Source organism: Streptomyces sp. NPDC096040 (genome assembly GCF_040303265.1).
Taxonomy (GTDB): Bacteria; Actinomycetota; Actinomycetes; order Streptomycetales; family Streptomycetaceae; genus Streptomyces.
The window spans coordinates 196,354-218,706 of sequence record NZ_JBEOTA010000007.1 but is presented as its reverse complement, the minus strand read 5'-3'; the positions used below and the strand labels follow the sequence as shown (position 1 = coordinate 218,706).

Genomic DNA, 22,353 nt, shown 5'->3' with positions numbered 1-22,353 from the left:
TGATGATTACCTCACTAAGCCGTTCGTCCCTACGAAAGCGATGTGACCCCGCTCGCTTTAAGAGTGCGGAATCCGAAGGTAAACAGCCATTGACGCAGCGGTTTTCGTCGGGGTTCCATGCAGCACGGCCCAACCGCCGGAGGCATCCGCACGACGCGATCGGAACCGCCGCATGACCGACACGCTCCGCCCTGTCGAGACCGCCCTCCCAGAAGTGTCCGACAGCCCCAAGACGCTCAAGCGCTCCATCGGCGTGGTCGGCGGCACCCTCCTGACCCTCTCCTGTGTGACACCCGCCTCGACGCTCTTCGTGGTCGTCCCCGACCTGTTCGGGTCCCTCGGCACCGCCACCGCCCTGACGATCGCCATCGGCTCCCTCCTCTGCATCGCCGTGGCGTTCTGCTACTCGGAGCTGGGCACGCTCATCCCGAGCGCGGGCGGCGAGTACGCGATGGTCTCGACGATGGCGGGACGTCTGGCCGGCTGGCTGGTCTTCGTCCTCTCCCTCCTCGTCGTGATGATCGTGCCCCCGGTGATCGCGATGGGCACGGCCGACTACCTGGCCCCGATCGCCCACCTCGACCCCGCCATGACCGGCGCCGGCGTGATGCTCCTCGCGACCCTCGCCGGCCTCCTGGACCTGCGGGCGAACGCCTGGATCACCGGCATCTTCCTGGTCCTTGAGGTCATCGCGGCGGGCGTCGTGGCCGTGCTGGGCTTCTCCCACAGCCACCGGGGAGCCGGCAGCCTCACCTCCATGCAGGTGGCGGACACGGGAGGGCACACCACCACCGTCACCGCGATGCTGGTGGTCTCCGGCCTGGCCATCGCCCTCTTCGTCACCCAGGGCTTCTCCACGGCGGTCTACCTCTCCGAGGAACTGGAGCACCCGCGCCGCAACGTCGCCCGTACGGTCCTGGCCACCCTCGCCATCTCCACGGTGATCATCCTGGTCCCGGTGGCGGCGATCACCATGGGCGCGTCCGACCTCAGGGAACTCAGCGGCGGCGACATCAGCAGCATGGTGACGGCGTGGTCCAACTCCGCGGTCGGCACGTTCGTCAGCCTCTGCGTGGCCCTCGCGATCATCAACGCGGGCATCGTCATGGTCATCCAGAACTCCCGCGTACTGTTCGCCTCGGCCCGCGACAAGGCCTGGCCCACCCCGGTCAACACGGCCCTCTCCCGACTCGGCCGCTTCGGCTCCCCCTGGGTGGCCACCCTCGCGGTCGGCGTCCCCGGCGCGCTGCTCTGCTTCGTCAACCTGGACACCCTGTACGGCGTGACGGGCGTGTCGGTGACCGGCATGTACCTCCTGGTGGCAGTGGCCGCCCTCCTGGCCCGCCGAGGCGCCCACAAGCACACCCCGGCCTGGCGCATGCCCCTGTGGCCGACGATGCCGATCCTCCTGATCGCCGTCCTCGCCTACATCCTCACCCAGCAGGAAACGACCTATCTCCTCTGGACAGGCGGCATCACAGCAGCGGCAACCCTGTACTGGGCCCTGTACCTCCGCCCCCGCAAGACCACCCGCTGGCTGGTATCGATCCCGGAAGACGCCCAGCCCTAAGGGCCCCGCCAGGGGCGCGGGGAACTGCGCGACAAGCCACGACGGTGCGCAACTGTCGGCACGGACCGAATCGCCCCGCCAGGGGCGCGGGGAACGGCGCAAACGCGGCTCACCGGCCGCACGTTCGAAAACGTGCCCCACCCGCCGTACCGCGCTCGAAGTACACCCAGACCCCCCGTACTACCGAGGGATGGCCAGGGGTTCACCCCTCCGTGGGCATCGGATGTCAGTCCAGGCCCGTACCGTTGAGGGCATGGATCTTCGACCCCCCGGCCTACGAACCCTGCTTCGGCGGCCGCGGCGACTACTGTCCGCCGCGGCCGCCGTCGTGGTGCTCGTGGGCGCCGGCACATGGACGGCCGTCGCGTCCGACGACCCGCCCCCGGTGCACCGGTCCGACAAGGTCATGGCCGTGGACGGGGTCCATCTGGACACCTCGTTCTTCACCACCGCCGGCACCGGCCGACGCCCCGCGGTCCTCCTCGCCCACGGCTTCGGCGGCTCCAAGGCCGACATGCGCCAGGAAGCCGAGGACCTCGCCCGCGACGGCTACGCGGTCCTCACCTGGTCCGCCCGCGGCTTCGGCAAGTCGACCGGCAGGATCGGCCTGAACGACCCGAAGGGCGAGGTCGCCGATGTCTCCCGGCTGATCGACTGGCTGGCGAAGCAGCCCCAGGTCCAGCTCGACAAGCCCGGCGACCCCCGCGTCGGCATGGCGGGCGGCTCGTACGGCGGCGCGATCTCCCTCCTGACCGCCGGCTACGACCAGCGCGTGGACGCGATCGCCCCGTCGATCACGTACTGGAACCTCGCGGACGCCCTGTTCCCGGACGGCGTCTTCAAGAAGCTGTGGGCCGGGATCTTCTTCAACACCGGCGGCGGCTGCGCCAGGTTCGAGCCGGCGCTGTGCGCGATGTACGACCGGGTCGCCGAGTCGGGCAGGCCGGACGCGGCCGCGGTCAAGCTCCTGGCGGAACGCTCACCGTCGGCCGTCGGCGCCCGCATCAAGGTGCCCACCCTGCTCTTCCAGGGCCAGACCGACTCCCTCTTCACGCTCGCCCAGTCCGACGCCGCCGCCAGGGCGATCCGGGCCAACGGCGCCCCCGTCGACGTCGACTGGATCGCCGGCGGGCACGACGGCGGCGACCTGGAGACCAGCCGCGTCGAGGGCCGGGTCACCTCCTGGTTCGACCGCTATCTGAAGGGCGACAAGGCCACCGACACCGGCCCGGCCTTCCGGATCACCCGCACCGGAGGCATCGACTCCACCGACGGCACCGCCCTGCTGCGGGGCGCGACCTCGGACAGCTACCCCGGCCTGGAGAGCGACCGGAAGTCCATCGCCCTCACGGGCGGCACACAGCGCGTCCAGAACCCGGCGGGCGCCACCCCGCCCGCCGTCTCCGCACTGCCCGGCCTCGGCGCCGCCGCCGGCCTCACCCAGCTCTCCTCCCTGGGCGTCGGCGTCTCCCTGGACTTCCCGGGCCAGTACGCCCGCTTCGACTCGGCACCCGTCGCCGACAACGTGCAGATCACCGGCTCACCCACGGCCACCGTCCACATCACGTCGACCAGCGACGACGCAGTGCTCTTCGCCAAGGTGTACGACGTCGGCCAGGACGGCACCCAGCAGGTGCTGCCCTCCCAGCTGGTCACCCCGATCCGCGTCGAGGGAGCCGGGTCCGGCAAGGACGTCACGATCACCCTCCCGGCGATCGACCACGAGGTACAGAAGGGCCACCGCCTGCGCCTGGTCCTCGCCTCCACCGACCTCGGCTATGCCTCCCCGACCGCCCCGGCGACGTACACGGTCTCCCTCAAGGGCGCCCTCGCCGTGCCGACGGCACCCCAGGTGGACACGGCCGCCGTACCGCTGCCCGCCTGGGTGTGGTGGCTGCCGTCGGCCGGAGCGGTCGCCGCCCTCGCCCTGCTGCTCACCGGCCGCCGTCGTACCGCCACCCCGGCACCGGCCCCCGAGCTCGCCGAAGTCCCGCTGCAGATAACGGACCTGAGCAAGCGCTACGCGCGCTCCACGGACCGGTACGCGGTACGGGAGCTGTCCTTCCGCGTCGAGAAGGGCCAGGTCCTCGGCCTGCTCGGCCCGAACGGCGCGGGCAAGACCACCACACTCCGCATGCTGATGGGCCTGATCAAGCCGGACGGCGGCGAGATCCGGGTCTTCGGCCACGCCATCCGCCCGGGCGCCCCCGTCCTCTCCCGGGTCGGTGCCTTCGTGGAGGGCGCCGGCTTCCTGCCGCACCTCTCCGGCCGCGAGAACCTGGAGCTCTACTGGCAGGCCACCGGCCGCCCGGCGGCGGACTCCCACATCGAGGAGGCCCTCGAGATCGCGGGCCTCGGCGACGCACTGACCCGCGCGGTCCGCACGTACTCCCAGGGCATGCGCCAGCGCCTCGCCATCGCCCAGGCCATGCTCGGCATGCCGGACCTGCTGATCCTCGACGAACCGACCAACGGGCTCGACCCGCCGCAGATCCGCGAGATGCGCGAGGTGATGATCCGGTACGCGGCCGCCGGCCGTACGGTGATCGTCTCCAGCCATCTCCTCGCCGAGGTCGAACAGTCCTGCACCCACCTCGTGGTGATGGACCGCGGCCGGCTGATACAGGCCGGCCCGGTCGCGGAGATCGTCGGCTCCGGCGACACCCTGCTCGTCGGCACCGGCGTGCCCGTTGAGGAGCCGGTGGTGGAGAAGGTGGCCGCGCTGCCCGGCGTCGCCTCGGTGGTCGGTACCGACGACGGCCTTCTCGTCCGCCTGGAGGCGGGCGGCAGCGCACCACGCCTGGTCGCCGAGCTGGTGCGGCTGGACGTGCCCGTGGCGTCGGTGGGCCCCCACCGCCGTCTCGAAGACGCCTTCCTGACCTTGATCGGAGGTTCCGCATGAGCACGCTCACCGAGGTCGCCTCCGGCTATCAGGCGGCCCGCACCCTGCCGTTGCGCGTCGAGCTGATCCGCCAGCTGAAGCGCCGCCGCACACTGGTGATGGGCGCGATCCTGGCCGTACTGCCGTTCGTGCTGCTGATCGCGTTCGCGATCGGCGGCCAGCCGGGCGCCCGGAACGGCCAGGTCACCCTGCTGGACACGGCCACCGCGTCCGGCGCCAACTTCGCCGCCGTCAACCTGTTCGTGTCGGCGGGATTCCTGCTGGTCATCCCGGTCGCCCTGTTCTGCGGGGACACCGTGGCCTCGGAGGCCGGCTGGTCCTCCCTGCGCTATCTGCTCGCCGCACCCGTGCCGAGGGCCCGCCTGCTGTGGTCCAAGCTCGTCGTCGCCCTCGGCCTCAGCCTGGCCGCGATGATCCTGCTGCCGCTGGTCGCCCTGGCCGTCGGCACCGCCGCCTACGGCTGGGGACCGCTCCAGATCCCGACCGGCGGCGAACTCGACACCGGCACGGCGGCCCAGCGCCTCGCCGTCGTGGTGGCGTACGTCTTCCTGTCCCAGCTGGTCACCGCGGCACTGGCGTTCTGGCTCTCCACCAAGACGGACGCGCCCCTCGGCGCGGTCGGCGGCGCGGTCGGTCTGACCATCGTCGGCAACGTTCTCGACCAGGTGACGGCCCTCGGCGACTGGCGCGACTTCCTGCCCGCCCACTGGCAGTACGCCTGGGCGGACGCCGTACAGCCGCATCCCGAGTGGTCCGGCATGATCCAGGGAACCGCGATTTCCATAACGTACGCCCTGGTGCTGTTCGCCCTGGCCTTCCGGGGTTTCGACCGCAAGGACATCGTCTCCTAGGTCACCGGACGATCTCCCTCCGGCCTCGACGGGCCAGGTCCGTGGCCGCTTCGAGATCCATTCGCAACGCATCCGGGCGCACGTTCCGGCCCCCTGCGCCGTCAGAGTTGACAGAAAGTCAGGAAGTCGACTCCTACCGGCACAGGGGGCACACGATGGACCGACACGGGACCAGACGACACAGGTGCGGGGCGCTGCTCGCCCTGACCACCGCGGGCGCACTGCTGCTGACGGCCTGCGCCGCGGGCGAAGACCACGCGAACGGCCCGGACTACGCCATCGGCGGCCCGACCCCCGCCCCCTCCCGGGCCCAGGGCGACGAATCCACCCCGTCCTCCGACTACCTCTCCACCTTCGCCCTCGACGTCGACACCGCCTCCTACGGCTACGCCCGCCGCACCCTCGCCGACGGCCGCCGCCCCGACCCCTCGACCATCCGGCCCGAGGAGTTCGTCAACAGCTTCCGCCAGGACTACCGCACCCCCGGGCACAACGGCTTCACGGTCACCGTCGACGGCGCCCGCACCAGCGACCCGGACTGGTCCCTGGTCCGCGTAGGCCTCACCACCCGCCCCTCCACGACCACCGGCGAACGGCCGCCCGCCGCCCTCACGTTCGTCATCGACGTCTCCGGCTCCATGGACGAACCGGGCCGACTGGACCTCGCCAAGAAGTCCCTGGACACGATGACCGACCGGCTGCGCGACGACGACTCGGTGGCGATCGTCGCCTTCAGCGAACACGCCGACACGCTCCTGCCGATGACCCGCCTCGCCGGCCACCGCGCCGAGATCCACGACGCCGTCGACGGCCTCGACGCCCTCTCCTCCACCAACCTCGGCGAGGGCGTCGAGACCGGCTACGCCACCGCCGTCGAGGGCCTGCGCAAGAACGCCACCAACCGGGTCGTCCTGATCTCCGACGCCCTCGCCAACGACGGCGAGACCGACCCCAACGCCATCCTCGAGCGTATCGACAGCGACCGCCGCGAGTACGGCATCACGCTGTTCGGAGTGGGCGTGGGCAGCGACTACGGCGACGCGCTCATGGAACGCCTCGCCGACAAGGGCGACGGCCACACCACGTACGTCTCCGACACCGGCACCGCGACCGAGGTCTTCTGCCGGCAACTACCGCAGAACATCGACCTGGTGGCCCGCGACGCCAAGGCCCAGGTGGCCTTCGACCCGCACACGGTCGCCGACTTCAGGCTGATCGGCTACCAGGACCGCAAGGTGGCCGACCAGGACTTCCGCAACGACCACGTGGACGGCGGCGAGGTCGGCCCCGGCCACACGGTGACAGCCCTCTACGCCGTCCGCACCAGGCCCGGCACGGAGGGCCACCTGGCCACTGCCACGGTCCGCTGGCTGGACCCCGAGACCCGCGACCCGCGCGAGAACACGGGCGCCATGGAAACAGCCGCCCTGCACGACTCGGTCTGGACCGCGTCCGCCCGCTTCCAGGTAACGGCGGTGGCGGCGTACTTCGCGGACGCGCTGGGAGGAGGCGACTACGACATGCCGGGGAGCCCGAGTCTCAGCACTCTGGAATCCCGCGCCACCAACCTGGCGCGGATGACCGAGGACAAGGACGTATCCGGCCTGGCGACGGCCATTCGGGAAGCAGGTCATTCCGGCGCCGCAAGCTGAGGCGCCCCGTCAGGGGCGCGGGGCCGTATCAACATGCGGCTACCGCCGCGCGGGCGCGACCAGCCACAACGCACCGGCACCCGGCGAACGACCGTGGCCCCTACGGCGAGACCCATTGACCTTTCCTTACTTGTGAGTAAGTTGACGCCCCATGGGCGTACGCAAGGACCTCAAGCGGGCAAGGCAACGCTCCGACCTCGCCGCCCGGGGCAAGGTCGAAGTCATCAAGGACGAGGCCGGCGTCGTACGGGAGGTACGCCAGGCGAATCTCGCCCCACCCCTCACCACCGGCTCCCTCGCCGACCTCCCCTACTCCAACGCGGCCGAGGAACCCGGCGCCACGGCGCTACGGCGCCCCGACGGCCCGGTCAGCGCCGCGGCCTTCGCCGCCCAGGTGACCGCCGTTGCCAAGGGGTTGATCGCCGCCGGTCTCGAACCCGGCGGCCGGATCGCCGTGATGTCCCGCACCCGCTACGAGTGGACGGTCCTCGACTTCGCCATCTGGTCGGCGGGCGGCGTGAGCGTCCCGGTCTACCCCACCTCCTCCGCCGAGCAGGTGGAGTGGATCGTCAGGGACTCCGGCGCCCGCCATGTCGTCACCGAGACCCCGGAGAACACCGCCACCGTCACCACCGGCAGCGCCCACCACCCCCGACTCCCGCGCGTCTGGGAACTCGACGGCGGCGCGGTCGCCGACCTCACCGCCCTCGGCGAGGGCATCCCGGACGAGGACGTCACCAAGCGCCGTGGCACCCTCACCCCCGACTCGACCGCGACGGTCTGCTACACCTCCGGCACCACCGGCCGCCCCAAGGGCTGCGTCCTCACCCACGCCAACCTGCATGCCGAGGCCGCCAACACGGTCGAGCTGCTGTACCCCGTCTTCCGCGCGGTCACCGGCCAGACCGCCTCCACCCTTCTGTTCCTCCCGCTCGCCCACATCCTGGGCCGTACGCTCCAGATCGCCTGCCTGATGGGCCGGATCGAGATGGGTCACTTCCCGAGCGTGAGGCCGGACGAACTCCGGCCCGCACTCAGGGAGTTCAGACCGACGTTCCTGGTCGGGGTGCCGTATCTCTTCGAGAAGATCCACGACACCGGGCGGGCGACGGCCGAGAAGATCGGCCGGGCCGCCTCCTTCGACCGGGCGGAACGGACCGGCGTGCGCTTCGCCGGGGCCTACCTGAACAAGTTCCTCGGCCGCGGAAAGGGCCCCGGCCCCGGTCTGTACGCCGCCTGGGCGCTGTACGACCTGCTGGTCTACCGCCGTATCCGCAAGGAACTCGGCGGCCGGATGCGGTACGCCATCAGCGGCGGCTCCCCGCTTGACCGGGACCTCAACCTGTTCTTCCACGCGGCCGGGATCGTCGTCTACGAGGGCTACGGCCTGACCGAGACCAGCGCGGCCGCCACCGTCGTACCGCCGCTTGCGCCCCGCCCCGGTACGGTCGGACAGCCGATCCCCGGGACGGCCGTCCGGATCGCCGACGACGGCGAGGTGCTGATCAAGGGGCCGGTGGTCTTCGGGTCGTACTGGAACAACCCGGCGGCGACCGCCGAAGTGCTGCCGGACGACGGCTGGTTCGCGACCGGCGACCTCGGCGCGCTCGACGAGGACGGCTATCTCACCATCACCGGCCGCAAGAAGGACATCCTGGTCACCTCTGGCGGCAAGAACGTCTCCCCTGCCGTCCTGGAGGACCGGCTGCGCAGCCGCGCGCCCGTCGGCCAGTGCCTGGTCGTCGGCGACAACCGGCCCTTCGTCGCCGCCCTGATCACCCTGGACCCCGAGGCGGTCGCCCACTGGCTGTCCGTACGGAAGCTGCCGTCGGACACTCCGCTCGCCGAGCTGGTGCGCGACGAACGGCTGCGGGCCGAGGTGCAGAAGGCGGTCGACCACGCCAACCAGGCCGTCTCCCGCGCCGAGTCGATCCGCTCCTTCGCCCTGGTCGAGGGCGAGTTCAGCGAGGACAACGGCCTGCTGACGCCCTCGCTCAAGGTGAAGCGGCACGCGGTCGTGGCGGCCTACGCCGAGCAGATCGAGGCGCTGTACCGCCGCTGACACGCCGAAGCGGGCCGCCGAACCACTCGGCGACCCGCTTCGATCAACGGATCACTTCTCGCCGTTCGTGGACAGGACCGACACGTCCTCCAGCAGGTGCGCCAGCGCGCCGTCGCGCTTGACGTTCGAGGAGTTCTCGGTGCACTGCTGCTGCATGTGGTCGGACAGGATCGGAATGTCCTGGACTCCGACGCCGATGGCCCCGGCGACGGAGGCCGGAATGTCGTTCACGGCGACGCACGGCTTGTTGAAAGAGCCCTGGATCAGGGCGAGCTGCGGGCTCATCTTCCCGTACGTGGTCGAGTTGCCGAAGGCCTGCATTCCCGCGTTGCCGTTGGCGACGTTCGGTCCGGTGTCGTTCCCGATCGCCAGAGCCTGCGGTGCCGCGGCAGCGGAGGCGCCCAAGGCGGAAGCGGCGACGGCCGCGGTGGCAACAAGTTTCTTGATCACTTGCCAGTCCTTTCTGAGAAAACCCCGTACCGGAGCGTGATGGTCAACTCTGCGGGCAGCCGGTGGTTTCTCCTGTTCACCCTGTCGGCCGATGGGGTGGACTGCGGTGTGTTTTCCGGATCGGTGACTTATCGTCGCCTCCCGGGCGTTTACGCTCCAACCGAGTGAATCAGCGGAACCATTCCCTATGCGCCGGGTTGATGAGGCCGTAGGGCATGAGTCGCATACGAGGAAAGGAACGCGAAGTGCTCAAGAAGGCAATGTTCGCCGCCGCGGCCGCCGCTTCTGTCGTGGGAATGGCGGTGGCGGCCGCGCCGCAGGCGCTTGCCATCGGCAACGACGACGGGCCGACCGTTGTGAATGGCAACGGCTCCGTGTCGTCGTTCGGCAACTCGGCGACCAAGGGCGACATGAGCCCGCAGCTCTCGCTGGTGCAGGGCACGCTCAACAAGCCGTGTGTGGGCGTCCAGGACGTCGATGTCGCCGTCGACGGGTTCATCGGTGGCACGGTCCAGGACATCCCGGTTCTCTCGGACCACCTGCAGCAGCAGTGCGCCGAGAACTCCTCGAACGTCAAGCGCGACGGTGCGCTCTCGCACGTCCTGGAGAACCTGTCGGTTCTCTCGGCCGCCACCGAAGGCTGAGTCGACCTTGGCCGGCTCGGGCTGCCCGCTGCACCGTCTGCGGGCTGCCCGGGCCTTTTTCGTGGAATTCAGGCGAGTGAAAACGCAAGAATGGTCGGCGCCATCCTGGCGCCAACATGTCAATCCGTGTGGGCGTTTCGAGTGAATTACCGGACGGCGCGCGTTCCATAGTTTCTTCGGCTGTCTATTCCTCGTTCTACAGTCTGCCGGTCATGGTGCGAGCCGTTCATGCTGTGCTCGCTCGGTTTCGGCCGTCACACGGGCATGACCGCAGAGAAGGGAAAGTTCATGAAGAAGACCGCTGCTGTCGCTGCCGGCGCAATCCTGGCCTTGGGCGGTGCCGTCCCGGCCTTCGCGGACGCGGGTGCCGAGGCTGCTGCGATCGCTTCCCCGGGCGTTCTTTCCGGCAACGTGATCCAGGTTCCGATCCACGTTCCGATCAACGTCTGCGGCAACACCGTCAACGTCATCGCGCTGCTGAACCCCGCGTTCGGCAACCCCTGCGCCAACGACTGACGAGGTCACCGCAGCGCACCAGCCGTCCGGCTGTGTCACGGCCGGCCTCGGACCGTCGATCCTTCGTATCCGCGCTCCGAGGCCGGCCTTTCCACTTCTGAGCAGGAAGACAACGAGATTGCGACAGACCCTCAGCAGGGGAATGGTCGTGGCCGCCACCGCGGCAGGCATTCTGGCCCTGTACGTCAGTCCCGCGCTCGCCGACTCGGACGCGACCGGCACCGCAGGCGGCTCACCGGGTGTCGTCTCCGGCGACAACGTCCTGGCTCCGGTGAACGTGCCGGTCGACGTCTGCGGCAACTCGGTCGACGTGGCCGCCGCGTTGGACCCGGCCTTCGGCAACTCCTGTGCGAGCGCACCGGCTTCGGCCGAGCCCACCGGCGACCGCGCACACGAGACGTCCTACGGCGACTCGGGCTACGGCACCGAGACCGGTGCCACCCCGCCGTCCGACGTCTGCGGGACCCCACCGGCCTACGGCGAGGAGACACCTCCCGCGTACGGCGACAACGCCCCTCCCGGGTACGGCGAACAGACTCCGCCGTGCGCCGAGACTCCACCGCCCAAGTCGACGCCTCCGGCCGAGACGACCCCGCCGAGCGAGTCGACGCCTCCGGAAACCACCCCGCCGAGCCAGTCGACCCCTCCGGCCGAGACCACCCCGCCGAGTCAGACCACCCCGCCCGGTGGCCCGCCGCCCTCCCTACCGCACACCGGCAGTGACCGTGAGGCCATGCTCGCGGCCTCGGCCGCCAGCGCCGCACTGATCGCGGGCGGCACGATGCTCTACCGACGAGCCCGAGCCGCGTCTCGCCGGTCCTAGTACTCCGGGTGCCGGACGCCTCCATCGGGGCCCGGCACCCGTGTCCGTCAGCTCCGAACCGTGTCCGGTGCCGGCTCCCGGTGGTCCGCCGCGATGCCCCAGCCGGCCGGACCCGAGCGCAGTCGCCGCCGTACCCCGCGCACCAGCGTGCCCGCGGTGAAGCCGGCGCCGCGCACGAAACGCATCGCCGGGCCGAAGCCGCGGCCGTGATCAGACCGGCCAGGAACAGCCCGGGGTACGACGACTCGAAGTCCCGGCCCACCTCCGGCGCCCCGTCGGCCCCGGTCACCAGCGTCGTACGCAGGTCGTCGGTCAGGAGCCCGAGCCGCTCCCGGGTCGCCCTGAACCCTGTGGCCGCGATGACGTGTTCCGTCTCCAGGGTGCCCACCCCGCCGCCGCGCACCGCCGTGTCCAGGCGCACCCCGCCCGAGGTGGCCCGGGCCGCCGTCACCTCGCGGCCGAGCAGCACCTTCACCCCGCACTGCACCCGCTCCCGGACCCACCAGGCGCCGGCCGGGCCGAGGGCCGTGGCCGCGATCCGCGCCCGGGTCGGCTCCGCGAGCCGCCGGTACAGGCCCGGCCGCTCGGAGTAGAACCAGTTGCGCCAGCCGGGGCCGAGGCCGCTGTGCGGGACGCGCGCCGACTGCCACCAGGGGCGCTCCCAGGGTGGCGGCGCCTCGTTCCAGCACAGCCGGTCCGCGCGCACCAGCACCCGTACCCGGCTGCCCTGTTCGGCGAGGAGCGCGGCGGTCTCCAGGGCCGCCTGGCCGCCGCCGATCACCGTGACGTCCCGGTCCCGGAAGCGGTCGAGGTCGGCGTGGTGGCTGCTGTGCGAGACCAGGTCGGGGGAGAGACCGCGCAGCGCGGAGGGGATCTCGACGAACGGCAGCACGCCGACGGCGAGGGCGACGGTCCGGCCGTGCAGGGTCTCGCCGTCCTGCGTGGTCGCCTCGAAGCCGCCGGTGCGGGGCGCGACACGGGTGACCGTGCGCTCGTCGACGGGCGGGGCGGCGTCGCGGGCGAACCACAGGCCGTACTCGGTGAACATGTCCAGCGGGATCGGCCGCCCGTGCCGGGCCTCGACCCCCCGGCCCGCGCAGTACACGTCCAGCCGCCAACGCGCCTCGGGGTCGGACAGGTTGGATGCCCAGGGTTCGGACTTGAGGAACATCCCACGGGGCATGTGGTCGCGCCAGGACGCCATCGGGCGGCCGAAGACGCGCACGTTCAGGCCCGCTGCCACGGCGTGGGACGCGATGGACAGGCCGTACGGGCCCGCGCCCACCACCAGCAGGTCGTACATCAGCAGCTGCTCGCCTTCTCGTCGTCGGACCGGTCGGGCAGACCGGCGAGGCCGGAGACACCGGACACGCCAGACGCACTGGGCACACTGGGCACACCGGACACACCGGAGAGTTCCTCGTCCAGGGCGGCCGGGCAGCGTTCCCCGGCCGGCTCCCCGGCCTGGCGGACCACGACGGAGGACGGCGGCAGGGCCGGGGCCGTACGGGGGCCCAGCCGGTCGAGGAGCCGGCCCGCCACATGCCGGCCCCACAGCGCCCACATCGCCAGGCCCGGCCCCCGGTCGTCCGGCGCGCTCCAGGCCAGCTCGCGCCCGCGCGGGGCCGGCCGCAGCGCGCTCAGCGGCGCATAGTTCTCCACCACGAACGCCCGCCCGGCCAGCGGCGCCCCGGCGGTCAGCGGACGGTGGGTCAGATCCAGGTGCAGGGCGCGTACGACGTCCAGGCCCACGCTGTCGGCGAAGAGCCGGAACTGGGCGCCCGGACGGGGGTTGAAGTCCAGGAGGTGATAACGGCCGGTGGTGCCGCAGCGCCGGAAGTCCAGGTCGAAGATGCCGCGGAAGCCCAGTTCGCCGGTGAGCCGCTCGGCCAGCCCCTGGACCTGCGGGTTGGGCGTCCATAGCCCGACCGCCGTCAGGCCCGCCCCGCGCGGCCAGGCCAGTTGCTTACGGCCGGGGCCGCCCGCGCGTACCGTTCCGGTGCGGTCGGCGTAGCCGTGGAAGAACCAGTCGCGGTCCGGGCCCGGCGGCAGGAACTCCTGCAGCAGCAGCCGGCTGCCCGCCTCCTCGGCCCGCAGGAACAGCTCCCGGGCTTCCCGCGCCGAGCGCACCACCACCGTGCTGCGCAGTCCGGACCCGGCCGGCACCAGCCAGGGCCGGCTCCACTTGGCGACCACCGGAAGCCCGAGCCGCCAGGCGACGGCGGCGGCCTGCTCGGCGCTGTCCGGGACGAGGGTCTGCGGGTGCGGGATCCCGGCCGCCGCGCACACCTCGGCCAACCGGGCCTTGTCGGCGACCTGTTCGGGGAGCGTGGCGGGCTGCTGAGGCAGCAGGTAGGCGGGTGCCAGGTCCTCCCGGAGTCGGCCGACCGCGATCGCGCTCGCGTCGTCCATCGGGATCAGCACCGCCGGACGGGCGATCCGCGCCGCCACCCGGCGCAGCACGGCCACGATCTCGGCGGGGGACGCACCCGGCGCCGGCGGCGGATGCAACCGCCGTACGAAACGGGACCTGCCGACCGGACTGCCGGTGGAATCGGCGACCACATGGACTTCCACGCCTGCTCTGCCGAGCGAGCGCACGGCCCCCAGGGTGCCGTGGTGAAAGGGATTCCGGTCGATCCGCAGCAGAACCGCGGGAACCCGGATGTCTAGCAGCGACACGGACCTTTTCCTTTGCGTCGGTTCACCCGTGCGGGCGTTCGGGGCGCCCGAATGCCGCAGCCGCACTGGCGGTATTCATACTGATATGACTGAGTGTCAGTAACTGGCGCTTTCTCAGCGACTGTGCGGACGGACGAGAACTGTCAGAACTGGCGGAGAAAGGAGCAGGCATGGCTCCACAGCAGCGAAAGCGGCCGAGGTCCCGGTCGCGCCGGCCGGCTGTGGTCGCGGTTGCGGCGGCGGTCCTGGCCGCCTCGGTGACGCTGGCGACCGGTTCGGGATTCGCCGAGGGTGCGGTGGTGGCGCGGGTCATGGACCCGACGCCGGCTCCGACACCGACGACGTCCGTCCCGGCGTCGGCGGCGCCCCTGCCGGCACCGGTGAGTCCCGCACCGGTGCCGGTGAGTCCGGTACCGGTGAGTCCCGCGCCGGTCGTGTCCGTGCCGGCCAAGGCCGCGCCCCCGGCCTTCGGGGCCTTCCTCGACTCCGGTCCGCTGGGCGTGGCCCGCATGGCCCAGCTGAGCGGCTGGCTCGGCGGCACCGAGCTCAAGGTCGCGCACACCTATCTGCCCGGCGACCGCTGGAGCGACATCGAGGGCGCGCCGGGTTTCCTCGACGTCTGGGCGCACTGGCGGCGGCAGAAGGCCGACCGGATGCTCGTCCTCAACGTGCCCATGCAGGAGCGCAACGAGGACCACGTCGACGACGCCGAGGTCCGTCGGCTGCTGTGGCAGGGCGCGGTCGGTCATTTCGATCAGCACTTCCGGGCCCTGGCCGAGCGGCTGGTGGAGCTGAAGGTGCCGGACACGGTCATCGTGCTCGGCTGGGAGATGAACGGCACCACCTACACCCATCGTTGCGGGCCGGACCCGGAGTCCTGGAAGAAGTACTGGAACAGCATCGTCACCACCATGCGTTCGGTGCCGGGCCAGAATTTCCGGTTCGACTTCACGCCCAGCCGGGGCCGCGACGCCGTACCGTGGACGCAGTGCTATCCCGGGGACGACACGGTCGACATCGTCGGTATGGATTCCTACGACCAGCCGACCGGTCTTTCCTTCGACGAACAGGTCCGGGAGCCTTACGGACTTCAGCAGCACGTCGATTTCGCGAAGGCCCACGGGAAAGCCATCTCCTATCCGGAATGGGGCCTCTTCCGCAACGGCGACAACGCCGAATACATGCGACGGATGCTCGCCTGGATGGACGAGCACAAGCCGCTCTACAACACGCTGACCGACTACTGCCCGCACGGTGTCTGGCAGTGCTCGGACAACCCGCGCTCGTCGCGGGTCTACCGCGCGGCCCTCTCCGGCCGGACCGACACCACGACACCGACACCGACACCGACCGGCCCGACCCCGGCTCCGACCCCGACTCCCGCTCCCAGCACCACGCCCCCGGCCGACTGCGCGCCGATGGACCTGGGCGACTGGGTCGAGTACTGGCTCGGCGGGAAGCTCTGCATCCGCCTCGACTGGTGGTCGCGGTCGCGGAGCTAGGGGGTGTCTTCTGGATCGGCTCGGCGGGAATCGACGGTCCTCTGTGGCCGCCGACCGGAGCGGGCCCTAGTCCTGCCGGTGTTCCTTCCATCGGTGCAGCACCTCCTTGACCCGCTGCCGGGCGGCGGCGTCGCACAGCGCCGCCGTCAGCAGCGGGGCGGTGCGGCGCCGGGCCAGCAACAGGCGCTGGTTGACGACCTGCTGCGGCCGCCAGTGGTGCTTGTACGGCTCGTTCCCGCGCAGCAGGCTCAGTGCGCCCCGCTCACTGGCGCCGGTGTGCTGGGTGCAGGCGTCCAGGAGCATCACCGCCACGTCCGCCTTGCACTCGCGCAGTTGCGGATGCGCCCCGTACAGATAGCCGCCGGCCAGGCTCGGCGACAGCAGGGTCAGATCGACGGCGACCACCTCGTCGTCCAGCCGGAACTCGGTGACCACCGCGTCCCCGGACCGCACCATCGGCCCCACCGAGCGCACCAGATGCTCCCGGAACCGCGACTGGAGGTGTTCCGTCGTCACCTTCCGCCCCTGCCACTGGAGCCGGTGCAGCTCGATGAGACGGCCGAGCGCCGTGTCGACGCCCTCCGGCGCCACGGCGTCCCGGCGCACCCCGAGCGAGCCCAGCTTGCGCAGCTTGGCGCGCACCCGCTGGGCCTGTTTCGAGGGCAGCCGGGCGACCAGCTCGTCCATGGACACGGCGGGCAGCTCCAGGCACAGCGAGTCGGGCACCTTCCGGCACGGGCCGTCCCAGCGGTCGTACACCCGCTCCACCGCACCGCCCGGACGCACCTCACGGAAGTCGATCAGTGCCGTCCGCGCCGCCTGGGCGAGCTCCTGGGTGAGGGCGTCCGCCGCCCGGCCGTCGTCGGAGTCGGCGAGCAGTACGTCCGTGTAGTCGGAGATGGCCCCGCCCAGTGGCACCAGCGTGGGCAGCGGCCGGTGCACCAGCATCAGCGGGGCCGCGCCGACCAGCTCACCGCCGTAGCGCACCAGGACCAGGCGGAGCCGCCCCGGGACGCCGTAGGAGCGCCACCAGGAGTGCAGCCAGGCGTGGCTCTGGAACGGGGTGGCCGTGCCGCACCGCCGGTAGAGGCGGCCCCAGGCGGGGGCCAGGGCGGCGAAGGCGCGTTCGTCGGTGACCAGTTCGGTGGTGTGGGCGGCGAGCGTCGGGTAGGCCGTCGTCGTCACAGCTGTCCGTGTACGTCGGCGGCGACGGCAGGTCCCGGGACGGAGGCCTGCAGGGCGTTGTCCTCCTCGCGGCGCCGGGGCCGCACCAGCAGCACAAGGCCGCTCAGCAGCCCGCCCGCGCTGGCCCCCACCAGACCGGTCACCTTCGGGGACGCCGAGGTGGGCGCGGTCGGCTTCAGTGCCCGGGAGAACTGCAGGAGTTCGACGTGTGTGTCGCCCTTGGTGTCGTTGGCGTGCTGGGTGAGCGAGCGGGCGACCGCGTTCGCCATGTCGGCGGCCTGGAGGGGGTGCGGTGAAGTGGCCGAGACGGCGACCATCGGCGCGTCCGGCGAGGTCTCCGTCTGCACGCTCTCCCGCAGCGTGTTCACCGGCACCCCGGCCCATACCTGGGCGTCCCCGAGCACCGCGAGCTGGGTCGCGACCCGGCCGTACGCCTGCGCGAAGCCCTGCGCGGTGGCGGTGTCCGACCTGTCGGCGGGGACGGCGATGACGTAGCTGGTCGCGGTGTAGCTGGCCGGCGTGAGCACGCCGTAGGCGCCGCCCAGCAGACCGCCGGCGACGACCCCGGCCGCCAGCAGCGTCCAGGGCGGGACCGCGCGGGCACGGGCGAAGGGGCGGGCTGCCCTGGGGGTGTTCTCGGTCATGGCGTACTGGCTCCCTGAGGGGTGGTGGCGAGTGCGGCCGCGTAGACGTCCATGAGCTGGGCGGCGCTGCGGGTGATGCAGTAGTGACGGGCGGCCTCCGGCGCGGTGCGGGATCCGGGCCCGGCGGCGCGGGCGGCGGCCAGCGCCTCGGCGTAGGCGCGGGCACCGCCCTCGACACGGCGGGCGCCGGGAGCGGCGGCGGGCGGCAGGTCCTCGACGGCCGGGCAGGAGCTGTAGAGCACGGGCAGCCCGGCGGCCAGCGCCTCGACCACCGCGAGCCCGAAGGCCTCCTCGGCGGAGGGCGAGGCCAGTACGTCCATGGCGGAGGTGAGAGAGGGAAGGTCGAGGTCGGTCGAACCGTCCGGCGAGCTGTCGGAGACACAGGGCCGCTCGCCGGTGAACAGGACCCGCCCGGCGACCCCGGCCTCCTCGGTGGCACGGCGCAGGGCGCCCTCCTCCGCGCCCCCGCCCACCAGCAGCAGACGGCAGTCCGACGGGAGTCGGGCCAGCGCCCTGATCAGGACGTCGAACCGCTTGCCGGGCGCGAGCCGCCCGATGCCGCCCACCACGAAGGCGTCCGGCGGAATCCCGAGGCGGGCGCGGGTGCTGAGCCGCCGCTCCGGGTCGAAGCGGAAACGTTCCAGGTCGATGCCGTTCGGTACGACCTCGATCCGCGGTCCGGGCACCCCCCACCGGCGCAGCCGTTCCGCGACGGTGGGGGAGACGGCGACCGTGGATCGGCCGAGCCGCTCACCGGCGAGATACAACGCCCTTACTCCGGCGGTCAGTTCACGCCCCTCCAGCTGTACGTCGCCGAGGGAGTGCTCGGTGGCGACGACGGCCCGGACGCCCGCGAGGCGCGCCGCGATCCGGCCGTAGAGGCAGGCCCGGTAGAGGTGGGTGTGGACGAGGTCGTAGCGGCCCCGGCGGATGAGCCGGACCAGGCGGGGCAGCGCGGCCAGGTCCCGGTTCCCGGCCATCCCGAGATGGACCACCCGCACCCCGTCGGCGGTCAGCCCCCGGGCGACAGGGCCGGGGTTGGTGAGCGTGACGACGTCGCAGGAGACGGGCAGATGGCGCAGCAGCAGCCGGAGTTGCTGCTCCGCCCCGCCGACCCCCAACCCCGTGATGACATGCAGGGCCCTCATTCACAGCCCCTTGACGGGACGGCGGCGCAGCCGGTGCAGCCGGTACTTCAGGAAGAGGCGCAGCGCGTGGTCGTTCTGCCCGATGTGCACACGGGGCAGGGTGTGGACGCCGGTCTGGTCGCCGGGGTCGATGGCGCAGGCGTAGCCGTAGCCGGCGTCCCGTACGGCGTCGACGACACGCTGGTCGATGGTCCCGTAGGGGTAGCAGAAGCCGTTGACGGGGGACTGGATCAGCTCCTCCAGGTGGGCCCGGCTGTCGGCGGTCTCGGCCTTCAGAGTGTCCGCGTCGGCCTGCGTCAGATCGACATGGGTGAGCCCGTGCGAGCCGATCTCCACGCCGGCCGCCGCCGCCCGCCGGACCCCGTCGGCGCTGAGCAGCGGCTTGCGCGGGCCGAGCGAGTCCCAGCGGTTGTCGCTGCCGAGCCGCCCGGGCAGCACGAACAGGGTGGCGCCGCAGCCCCAGCGGTCGAGCAGGGGCAGGGCCTGGTCGAGGAAGTCGGCGTAGCCGTCGTCGAAGGTGAGCCCGACCAGCCGCCGTCCCTCGCCCCGGGCCCGGGCGGCGAGCAGCTGGGCGACCGACACCCCGCGCAGCCCCCGCCGGCGCAGCCAGCTCAGCTGTCTGGCCAGGCGGTCGGGGGAGACGGTGACGTGGTACGGATCGTCCGAGCAGTCGCCCACGGAGTGGTACATGGCGACCCAGGGGACCGGGCCCGCCAGGGGTCTGACCTTCTCGGCGGACTCAATGGAAGACGGCATGCGCGAGCCTTCGGGTGACGGTGCCTACGGAACGGAGTGCGGGTGCGAAGCCCTGGGCGTCCAGTGCCCAGCCGAGCAGGACGAAGATCGCGGTCACGGCCGTGACCCCGGCGGCCAGCCCGGTGAGCGGATTCGCGGGCTGTCCGGCGACGAAGGTCCCGACGACCGTGGCGATCACGGCGGCCCGCACCGGCCGGCTCAGCTCGGCCAGCACCTGCCGGGTGCGGATCGGGACGCTGCGCGGGCCCATGCCGGACAGCAGGAGTACGGCGGTGACGGTGATGCCGGTGGCGTTGGCGGCGGCGATGCCGGTGACGCCGTACGGGCCCACCGCCAGGGCGCCGATCCAGGAGGTCACGACGATCCCGGCGGCCATGGCGCCGACCGGGTACCAGGTGGCGCGGCCCGCCGAGAAGTAGGAGCGGACCAGCACCCCGACCAGGGTCTGCCCGAGCAGCCCGAGCGCGTAGACGCGCATCACCCCGGCGGTGGCGGCGGTGTCCGCCGCGGAGAACGCCCCGCGCTGGAACAGGAGATGGATGAGCTGCGGCGCACACGCCATGACCACGGCCGCGCCGAGCAGTACGACGCTCGCGGCCACCGACAGATCACGCTCCACCCGGCGCCGGGCCCGTTCGGTGTCGCCCTCGGCCAGTGCCCGGGCCACCACCGGGAAGGTGACCGTGCACAGCATCATCGACATCGTCATCGGGATCTGCGCGACCTTCTGCGCGTAGTTGAGGTGGGAGATCGCCCCGGAGTGCAGATGCGAGGCGAGGAACCGCTCGATCAGCACCTGTGACTGCCGGCACAGCGCGAACAGCAGCACGGTGGCCATCAGGACGAGGTTCAGCGGCTTCGCCTCGGCGACGGGGTCACCGACGGCGGGCTTGACCCTGCGCCGGAACTGCCGGAACAGTGAGGGAACCTGTACGGCGACCATCAGACATCCCCCGGCCGCGACCCCGAACGCGGCCGACCGCACGCCCCAGTGGGAGCCGAAGGCGAACATCGCCGTGATGATCCCGGCGTTGTAGGCGACGTAGATCGCGGCCGGGGCGAGGAACCGCCGGTGGGCGCGGAGGGCGGCGCTGCAGTACCCGGCCAGCCCGAAGGTCAGCACACTGGTGGCGGTCAGCCGGGTGCAGTCGACGGCGAGCGCGGGGTCGCGCAGACCGGGCGCGAGCGCCTCGACGAGCTGCGGTGCGCCCCCGATGAGGAGAGCGCCGACGGCCGTGAAGGCGAGGGCCAGCCTGGGCAGCGTCCCGGCGACCAGTGCCCGTACGGGGTCGCCGGGAGCCCCCTGCGCCCGCCGGGCGAGGGCCAGGCTGAAGGCGGGGACCAGTGCGAAGGCGAGGCCGTCCTCGATGAGAAGCGTGGCGGCGAACTCGGGAACGGTCCAGGCCACGAGAAACGCGTCGGTGTCCCGTCCGGCCCCGAAGAGCCGGGCGAGGGACTGGTCCCGGATGAGCCCGAGGAGAGAGCCGACGACGGAGAGGGAGGCGGTGACAAGGGTTGCCTTGGCAAGGAAGCCCCGGGAGGTAGGCGCCCCTTCAGGGGCGCGGGGCTGGGAGATGTGCGGCTGCGCCGCGTGGGCGCGATCAGCCCCCACTGCCCCGTGGTCGACATCCGACCCCTGCTCCCCTGAAACCCGAGAAGGCGTAACCGTCATGGCGAACGCTCCGCCCCCACCAACGCCCACCAGGCCACCGCCCCGAACACCACCGCCGTGAGCACGGTCGAAGGCCCCCCGATGTCCGCGTAGGCGAAGTCCACGAGCTGCCAGATCAGCAACCCGCATCCCACCAGCGCACAGTCGAGCCCGTCACCACCGCGGACTCGCCACAACCCCCGCAGCCCGCACACCAACAGGGCAAGCCAGCAGCCCCCCAGGGCCAGCGCCCCGAGCAGCCCCTGCTCGCTCAGCACCAGCAGATACATGTTGTGCGGCGACAACAGCGGCTGTTTCCGGTAGGCGGCCCCCGCCCCCTCCGTGTCGCTCCCGGAGGACAGCGCCAGTGAGGCGTGCCCGTCCCGGTACACCGGGAAGTTCTTCAACCCGACGCCGGTGACGGGGTGTTCGCGCCACATCCCGGTCGCCGCCGCCCACAGCGTGTAGCGGTCGACCACCGACTGGTCCGGCGCATCGGTCACCTGCCCGATGCTGCTGAGCCGCTCCTGGAGCATCGCCGTACCGACCCCGAAGCCCCCCACCAGCACCACACCCGCGGCGACAGCGACCGCCGCCACCTTCAGCGCCCGCCGCAGCCCGGCCAGCGCCAGCTGCACACCGCAGGTGAGCACCGTCGCGATCCAGGCCCCCCGGCTGAAGGAGACGGCCAGCGGCAGCAGCAGGCCGAGCACGCACGCGCCCGCCGCCACCCGCTGCCGTACCGGTGACCGCCCCAGCGCCAGCCCCAGTGCGCACACGAGCCCGAACGACACCACCGTCGCCATGCCCATCACGTCCTGCGGCCCGAACGTGCCGACCGCGCGGATCTCCTCACCCTGGTACGACGCCCCGGTCCCGGTGACGTACTGGTGCACGCCGACCGCGCCCTGCCACCCGGCGAGCCCCACGAACGACCAGGCCAGCAGCCGGAAGTCGGCACGGTCCCGGATCAGCAGCAGCACAGCGGCGGGGACCAGGACGAACACCTGGAGATAGCGGCCGAGGCCGGTCAGCCCGGCCCCCGGCGAGGACGCGCCGGCCGCGGCGACGGCCAGCCCCACGACCGGCATGCCCAGCACCACCGCGGCCGTCGCCGACAGCGGCCGCCGTCGCTCCCGTACCACCCGCAGCGCGGCATACAGCACCACCAGCGCGGACACCGCGTCCGCCGGGCCCGCCCCGCTGTCCCCGCCGCCCGGGGCGAGCGGCAGCGCGAGGACCGCGAGCACGGCGGCCGCGGCGAGAACCGGCGGCAGCCGCAGGGGCCTGGCCGGCGAGAGTGCGAAGCTCATCG

Annotated in this window: 17 protein-coding genes and 1 pseudogene; 9 read left to right on the top strand and 9 right to left on the bottom strand. The window is 72.0% G+C overall.

Features of this window, described 5'->3' with window-relative positions:
* The first annotated feature begins 172 nt into the window (after positions 1–172).
* The 5 genes from ABTY98_RS11570 to ABTY98_RS11550 all read left to right on the top strand — a co-directional run bounded on the left by ABTY98_RS11570 (position 173) and on the right by ABTY98_RS11550 (position 9,037).
* Positions 173–1,570 (top strand): APC family permease, encoded by a 1,398-nt coding sequence (locus tag ABTY98_RS11570; RefSeq protein ID WP_352220674.1) that lies wholly within the window; start codon positions 173–175, stop codon positions 1,568–1,570.
* Positions 1,571–1,823: 253 nt separating this feature from the next.
* Positions 1,824–4,472, top strand: a complete 2,649-nt coding sequence (locus tag ABTY98_RS11565; RefSeq protein ID WP_352220673.1) for a CocE/NonD family hydrolase — start codon at positions 1,824–1,826, stop codon at positions 4,470–4,472.
* Positions 4,469–5,323: an ABC transporter permease gene (locus ABTY98_RS11560; RefSeq protein WP_352220672.1), complete on the top strand. Its 855-nt coding sequence runs from the start codon at positions 4,469–4,471 to the stop codon at positions 5,321–5,323. Before ABTY98_RS11565 ends, ABTY98_RS11560 begins: the two co-directional genes overlap by 4 nt.
* Positions 5,324–5,478: 155 nt before the next feature.
* Positions 5,479–6,975, top strand: coding sequence for a vWA domain-containing protein (locus tag ABTY98_RS11555; protein WP_352220671.1), 1,497 nt, complete (start codon positions 5,479–5,481; stop codon positions 6,973–6,975).
* 151 nt (positions 6,976–7,126) lie between these two features.
* The gene (locus ABTY98_RS11550) at positions 7,127–9,037 is read left to right on the top strand and encodes an AMP-dependent synthetase/ligase (RefSeq protein ID WP_352220670.1); all 1,911 of its coding nucleotides are present in this window, start codon (positions 7,127–7,129) and stop codon (positions 9,035–9,037) included.
* A 51-nt stretch (positions 9,038–9,088) separates the two neighbouring features.
* Here ABTY98_RS11550 and ABTY98_RS11545 read toward each other — a convergent pair whose 3' ends face one another.
* Positions 9,089–9,487, bottom strand: coding sequence for a rodlin (locus tag ABTY98_RS11545; RefSeq protein WP_352220669.1), 399 nt, complete (start codon positions 9,485–9,487; stop codon positions 9,089–9,091).
* Between the two features lie 245 nt (positions 9,488–9,732).
* Here ABTY98_RS11545 and ABTY98_RS11540 point away from each other — a divergent pair, with 245 nt between their 5' ends.
* The 3 genes from ABTY98_RS11540 to ABTY98_RS11530 all read left to right on the top strand — a co-directional run bounded on the left by ABTY98_RS11540 (position 9,733) and on the right by ABTY98_RS11530 (position 11,470).
* Positions 9,733–10,131 carry a rodlin gene (locus tag ABTY98_RS11540; protein WP_352220668.1) on the top strand — a complete coding sequence of 133 codons (399 nt, stop codon included), beginning with the start codon at positions 9,733–9,735 and terminating at the stop codon, positions 10,129–10,131.
* Positions 10,132–10,419: 288 nt separating this feature from the next.
* Positions 10,420–10,647, top strand: coding sequence for a chaplin (locus ABTY98_RS11535; RefSeq protein WP_352220780.1), 228 nt, complete (start codon positions 10,420–10,422; stop codon positions 10,645–10,647).
* A gap of 142 nt (positions 10,648–10,789) precedes the next feature.
* Complete coding sequence (locus ABTY98_RS11530; RefSeq protein WP_352220779.1) at positions 10,790–11,470, top strand: chaplin; 681 nt, start codon at positions 10,790–10,792, stop codon at positions 11,468–11,470.
* Between the two features lie 47 nt (positions 11,471–11,517).
* Here ABTY98_RS11530 and ABTY98_RS11525 read toward each other — a convergent pair.
* Together ABTY98_RS11525 and ABTY98_RS11520 are read right to left on the bottom strand one after the other, a co-directional pair.
* A pseudogene (locus ABTY98_RS11525) lies at positions 11,518–12,773 on the bottom strand (FAD-dependent oxidoreductase).
* Positions 12,773–14,152 carry a carboxylate--amine ligase gene (locus tag ABTY98_RS11520; RefSeq protein ID WP_352220667.1) on the bottom strand — a complete coding sequence of 460 codons (1,380 nt, stop codon included), beginning with the start codon at positions 14,150–14,152 and terminating at the stop codon, positions 12,773–12,775. The pseudogene ABTY98_RS11525 and the gene ABTY98_RS11520 overlap by 1 nt, the downstream one beginning before the upstream one ends.
* 170 nt (positions 14,153–14,322) lie before the next feature.
* On the opposite strand from ABTY98_RS11520, the gene ABTY98_RS11515 reads away from it, so the two are divergent.
* Positions 14,323–15,654 (top strand): glycoside hydrolase family 26 protein, encoded by a 1,332-nt coding sequence (locus ABTY98_RS11515; RefSeq protein WP_352220666.1) that lies wholly within the window; start codon positions 14,323–14,325, stop codon positions 15,652–15,654.
* A gap of 66 nt (positions 15,655–15,720) precedes the next feature.
* Here ABTY98_RS11515 and ABTY98_RS11510 read toward each other — a convergent pair whose 3' ends face one another.
* The 6 genes from ABTY98_RS11510 to ABTY98_RS11485 are packed head-to-tail and all read right to left on the bottom strand — an operon-like array spanning position 15,721 to position 22,351.
* Complete coding sequence (locus tag ABTY98_RS11510; protein ID WP_352220665.1) at positions 15,721–16,839, bottom strand: GNAT family N-acetyltransferase; 1,119 nt, start codon at positions 16,837–16,839, stop codon at positions 15,721–15,723.
* Complete coding sequence (locus ABTY98_RS11505) at positions 16,836–17,483, bottom strand: YveK family protein (protein WP_352220664.1); 648 nt, start codon at positions 17,481–17,483, stop codon at positions 16,836–16,838. Before ABTY98_RS11505 ends, ABTY98_RS11510 begins: the two co-directional genes overlap by 4 nt.
* Entirely contained in the window at positions 17,480–18,631 is a 1,152-nt protein-coding gene (locus tag ABTY98_RS11500; RefSeq protein WP_352220663.1) for a glycosyltransferase, read from the bottom strand. Before ABTY98_RS11500 ends, ABTY98_RS11505 begins: the two co-directional genes overlap by 4 nt.
* A complete protein-coding gene (locus ABTY98_RS11495; protein WP_352220662.1) occupies positions 18,632–19,387 on the bottom strand; it encodes a polysaccharide deacetylase family protein in 756 nt (251 codons plus the stop codon).
* Entirely contained in the window at positions 19,371–21,059 is a 1,689-nt protein-coding gene (murJ, locus tag ABTY98_RS11490; protein WP_352220661.1) for a murein biosynthesis integral membrane protein MurJ, read from the bottom strand. The genes ABTY98_RS11495 and murJ overlap by 17 nt, the downstream gene beginning before the upstream one ends.
* Entirely contained in the window at positions 21,056–22,351 is a 1,296-nt protein-coding gene (locus tag ABTY98_RS11485) for an O-antigen ligase family protein (protein WP_352220660.1), read from the bottom strand. The genes murJ and ABTY98_RS11485 overlap by 4 nt, the downstream gene beginning before the upstream one ends.
* Positions 22,352–22,353: the final 2 nt, after the last annotated feature.

What these genes read in the sequence shown, in the direction of transcription:
- ABTY98_RS11515 (WP_352220666.1), top strand. Translation starts at nt 14,323, where the DNA reads ATGGCTCCACAGCAGCGAAAGCGGCCGAGGTCCCGGTCGCGCCGGCCG.
- ABTY98_RS11485 (WP_352220660.1), bottom strand. Translation starts at nt 22,351, where the DNA reads ATGAGCTTCGCACTCTCGCCGGCCAGGCCCCTGCGGCTGCCGCCGGTT.
- ABTY98_RS11500 (WP_352220663.1), bottom strand. Translation starts at nt 18,631, where the DNA reads ATGAGGGCCCTGCATGTCATCACGGGGTTGGGGGTCGGCGGGGCGGAG.
- ABTY98_RS11495 (WP_352220662.1), bottom strand. Translation starts at nt 19,387, where the DNA reads ATGCCGTCTTCCATTGAGTCCGCCGAGAAGGTCAGACCCCTGGCGGGC.
- ABTY98_RS11535 (WP_352220780.1), top strand. Translation starts at nt 10,420, where the DNA reads ATGAAGAAGACCGCTGCTGTCGCTGCCGGCGCAATCCTGGCCTTGGGC.
- ABTY98_RS11565 (WP_352220673.1), top strand. Translation starts at nt 1,824, where the DNA reads ATGGATCTTCGACCCCCCGGCCTACGAACCCTGCTTCGGCGGCCGCGG.
- ABTY98_RS11570 (WP_352220674.1), top strand. Translation starts at nt 173, where the DNA reads ATGACCGACACGCTCCGCCCTGTCGAGACCGCCCTCCCAGAAGTGTCC.
- ABTY98_RS11560 (WP_352220672.1), top strand. Translation starts at nt 4,469, where the DNA reads ATGAGCACGCTCACCGAGGTCGCCTCCGGCTATCAGGCGGCCCGCACC.
- ABTY98_RS11530 (WP_352220779.1), top strand. Translation starts at nt 10,790, where the DNA reads ATGGTCGTGGCCGCCACCGCGGCAGGCATTCTGGCCCTGTACGTCAGT.
- ABTY98_RS11555 (WP_352220671.1), top strand. Translation starts at nt 5,479, where the DNA reads ATGGACCGACACGGGACCAGACGACACAGGTGCGGGGCGCTGCTCGCC.
- murJ (WP_352220661.1), bottom strand. Translation starts at nt 21,059, where the DNA reads ATGACGGTTACGCCTTCTCGGGTTTCAGGGGAGCAGGGGTCGGATGTC.
- ABTY98_RS11550 (WP_352220670.1), top strand. Translation starts at nt 7,127, where the DNA reads ATGGGCGTACGCAAGGACCTCAAGCGGGCAAGGCAACGCTCCGACCTC.
- ABTY98_RS11505 (WP_352220664.1), bottom strand. Translation starts at nt 17,483, where the DNA reads ATGACCGAGAACACCCCCAGGGCAGCCCGCCCCTTCGCCCGTGCCCGC.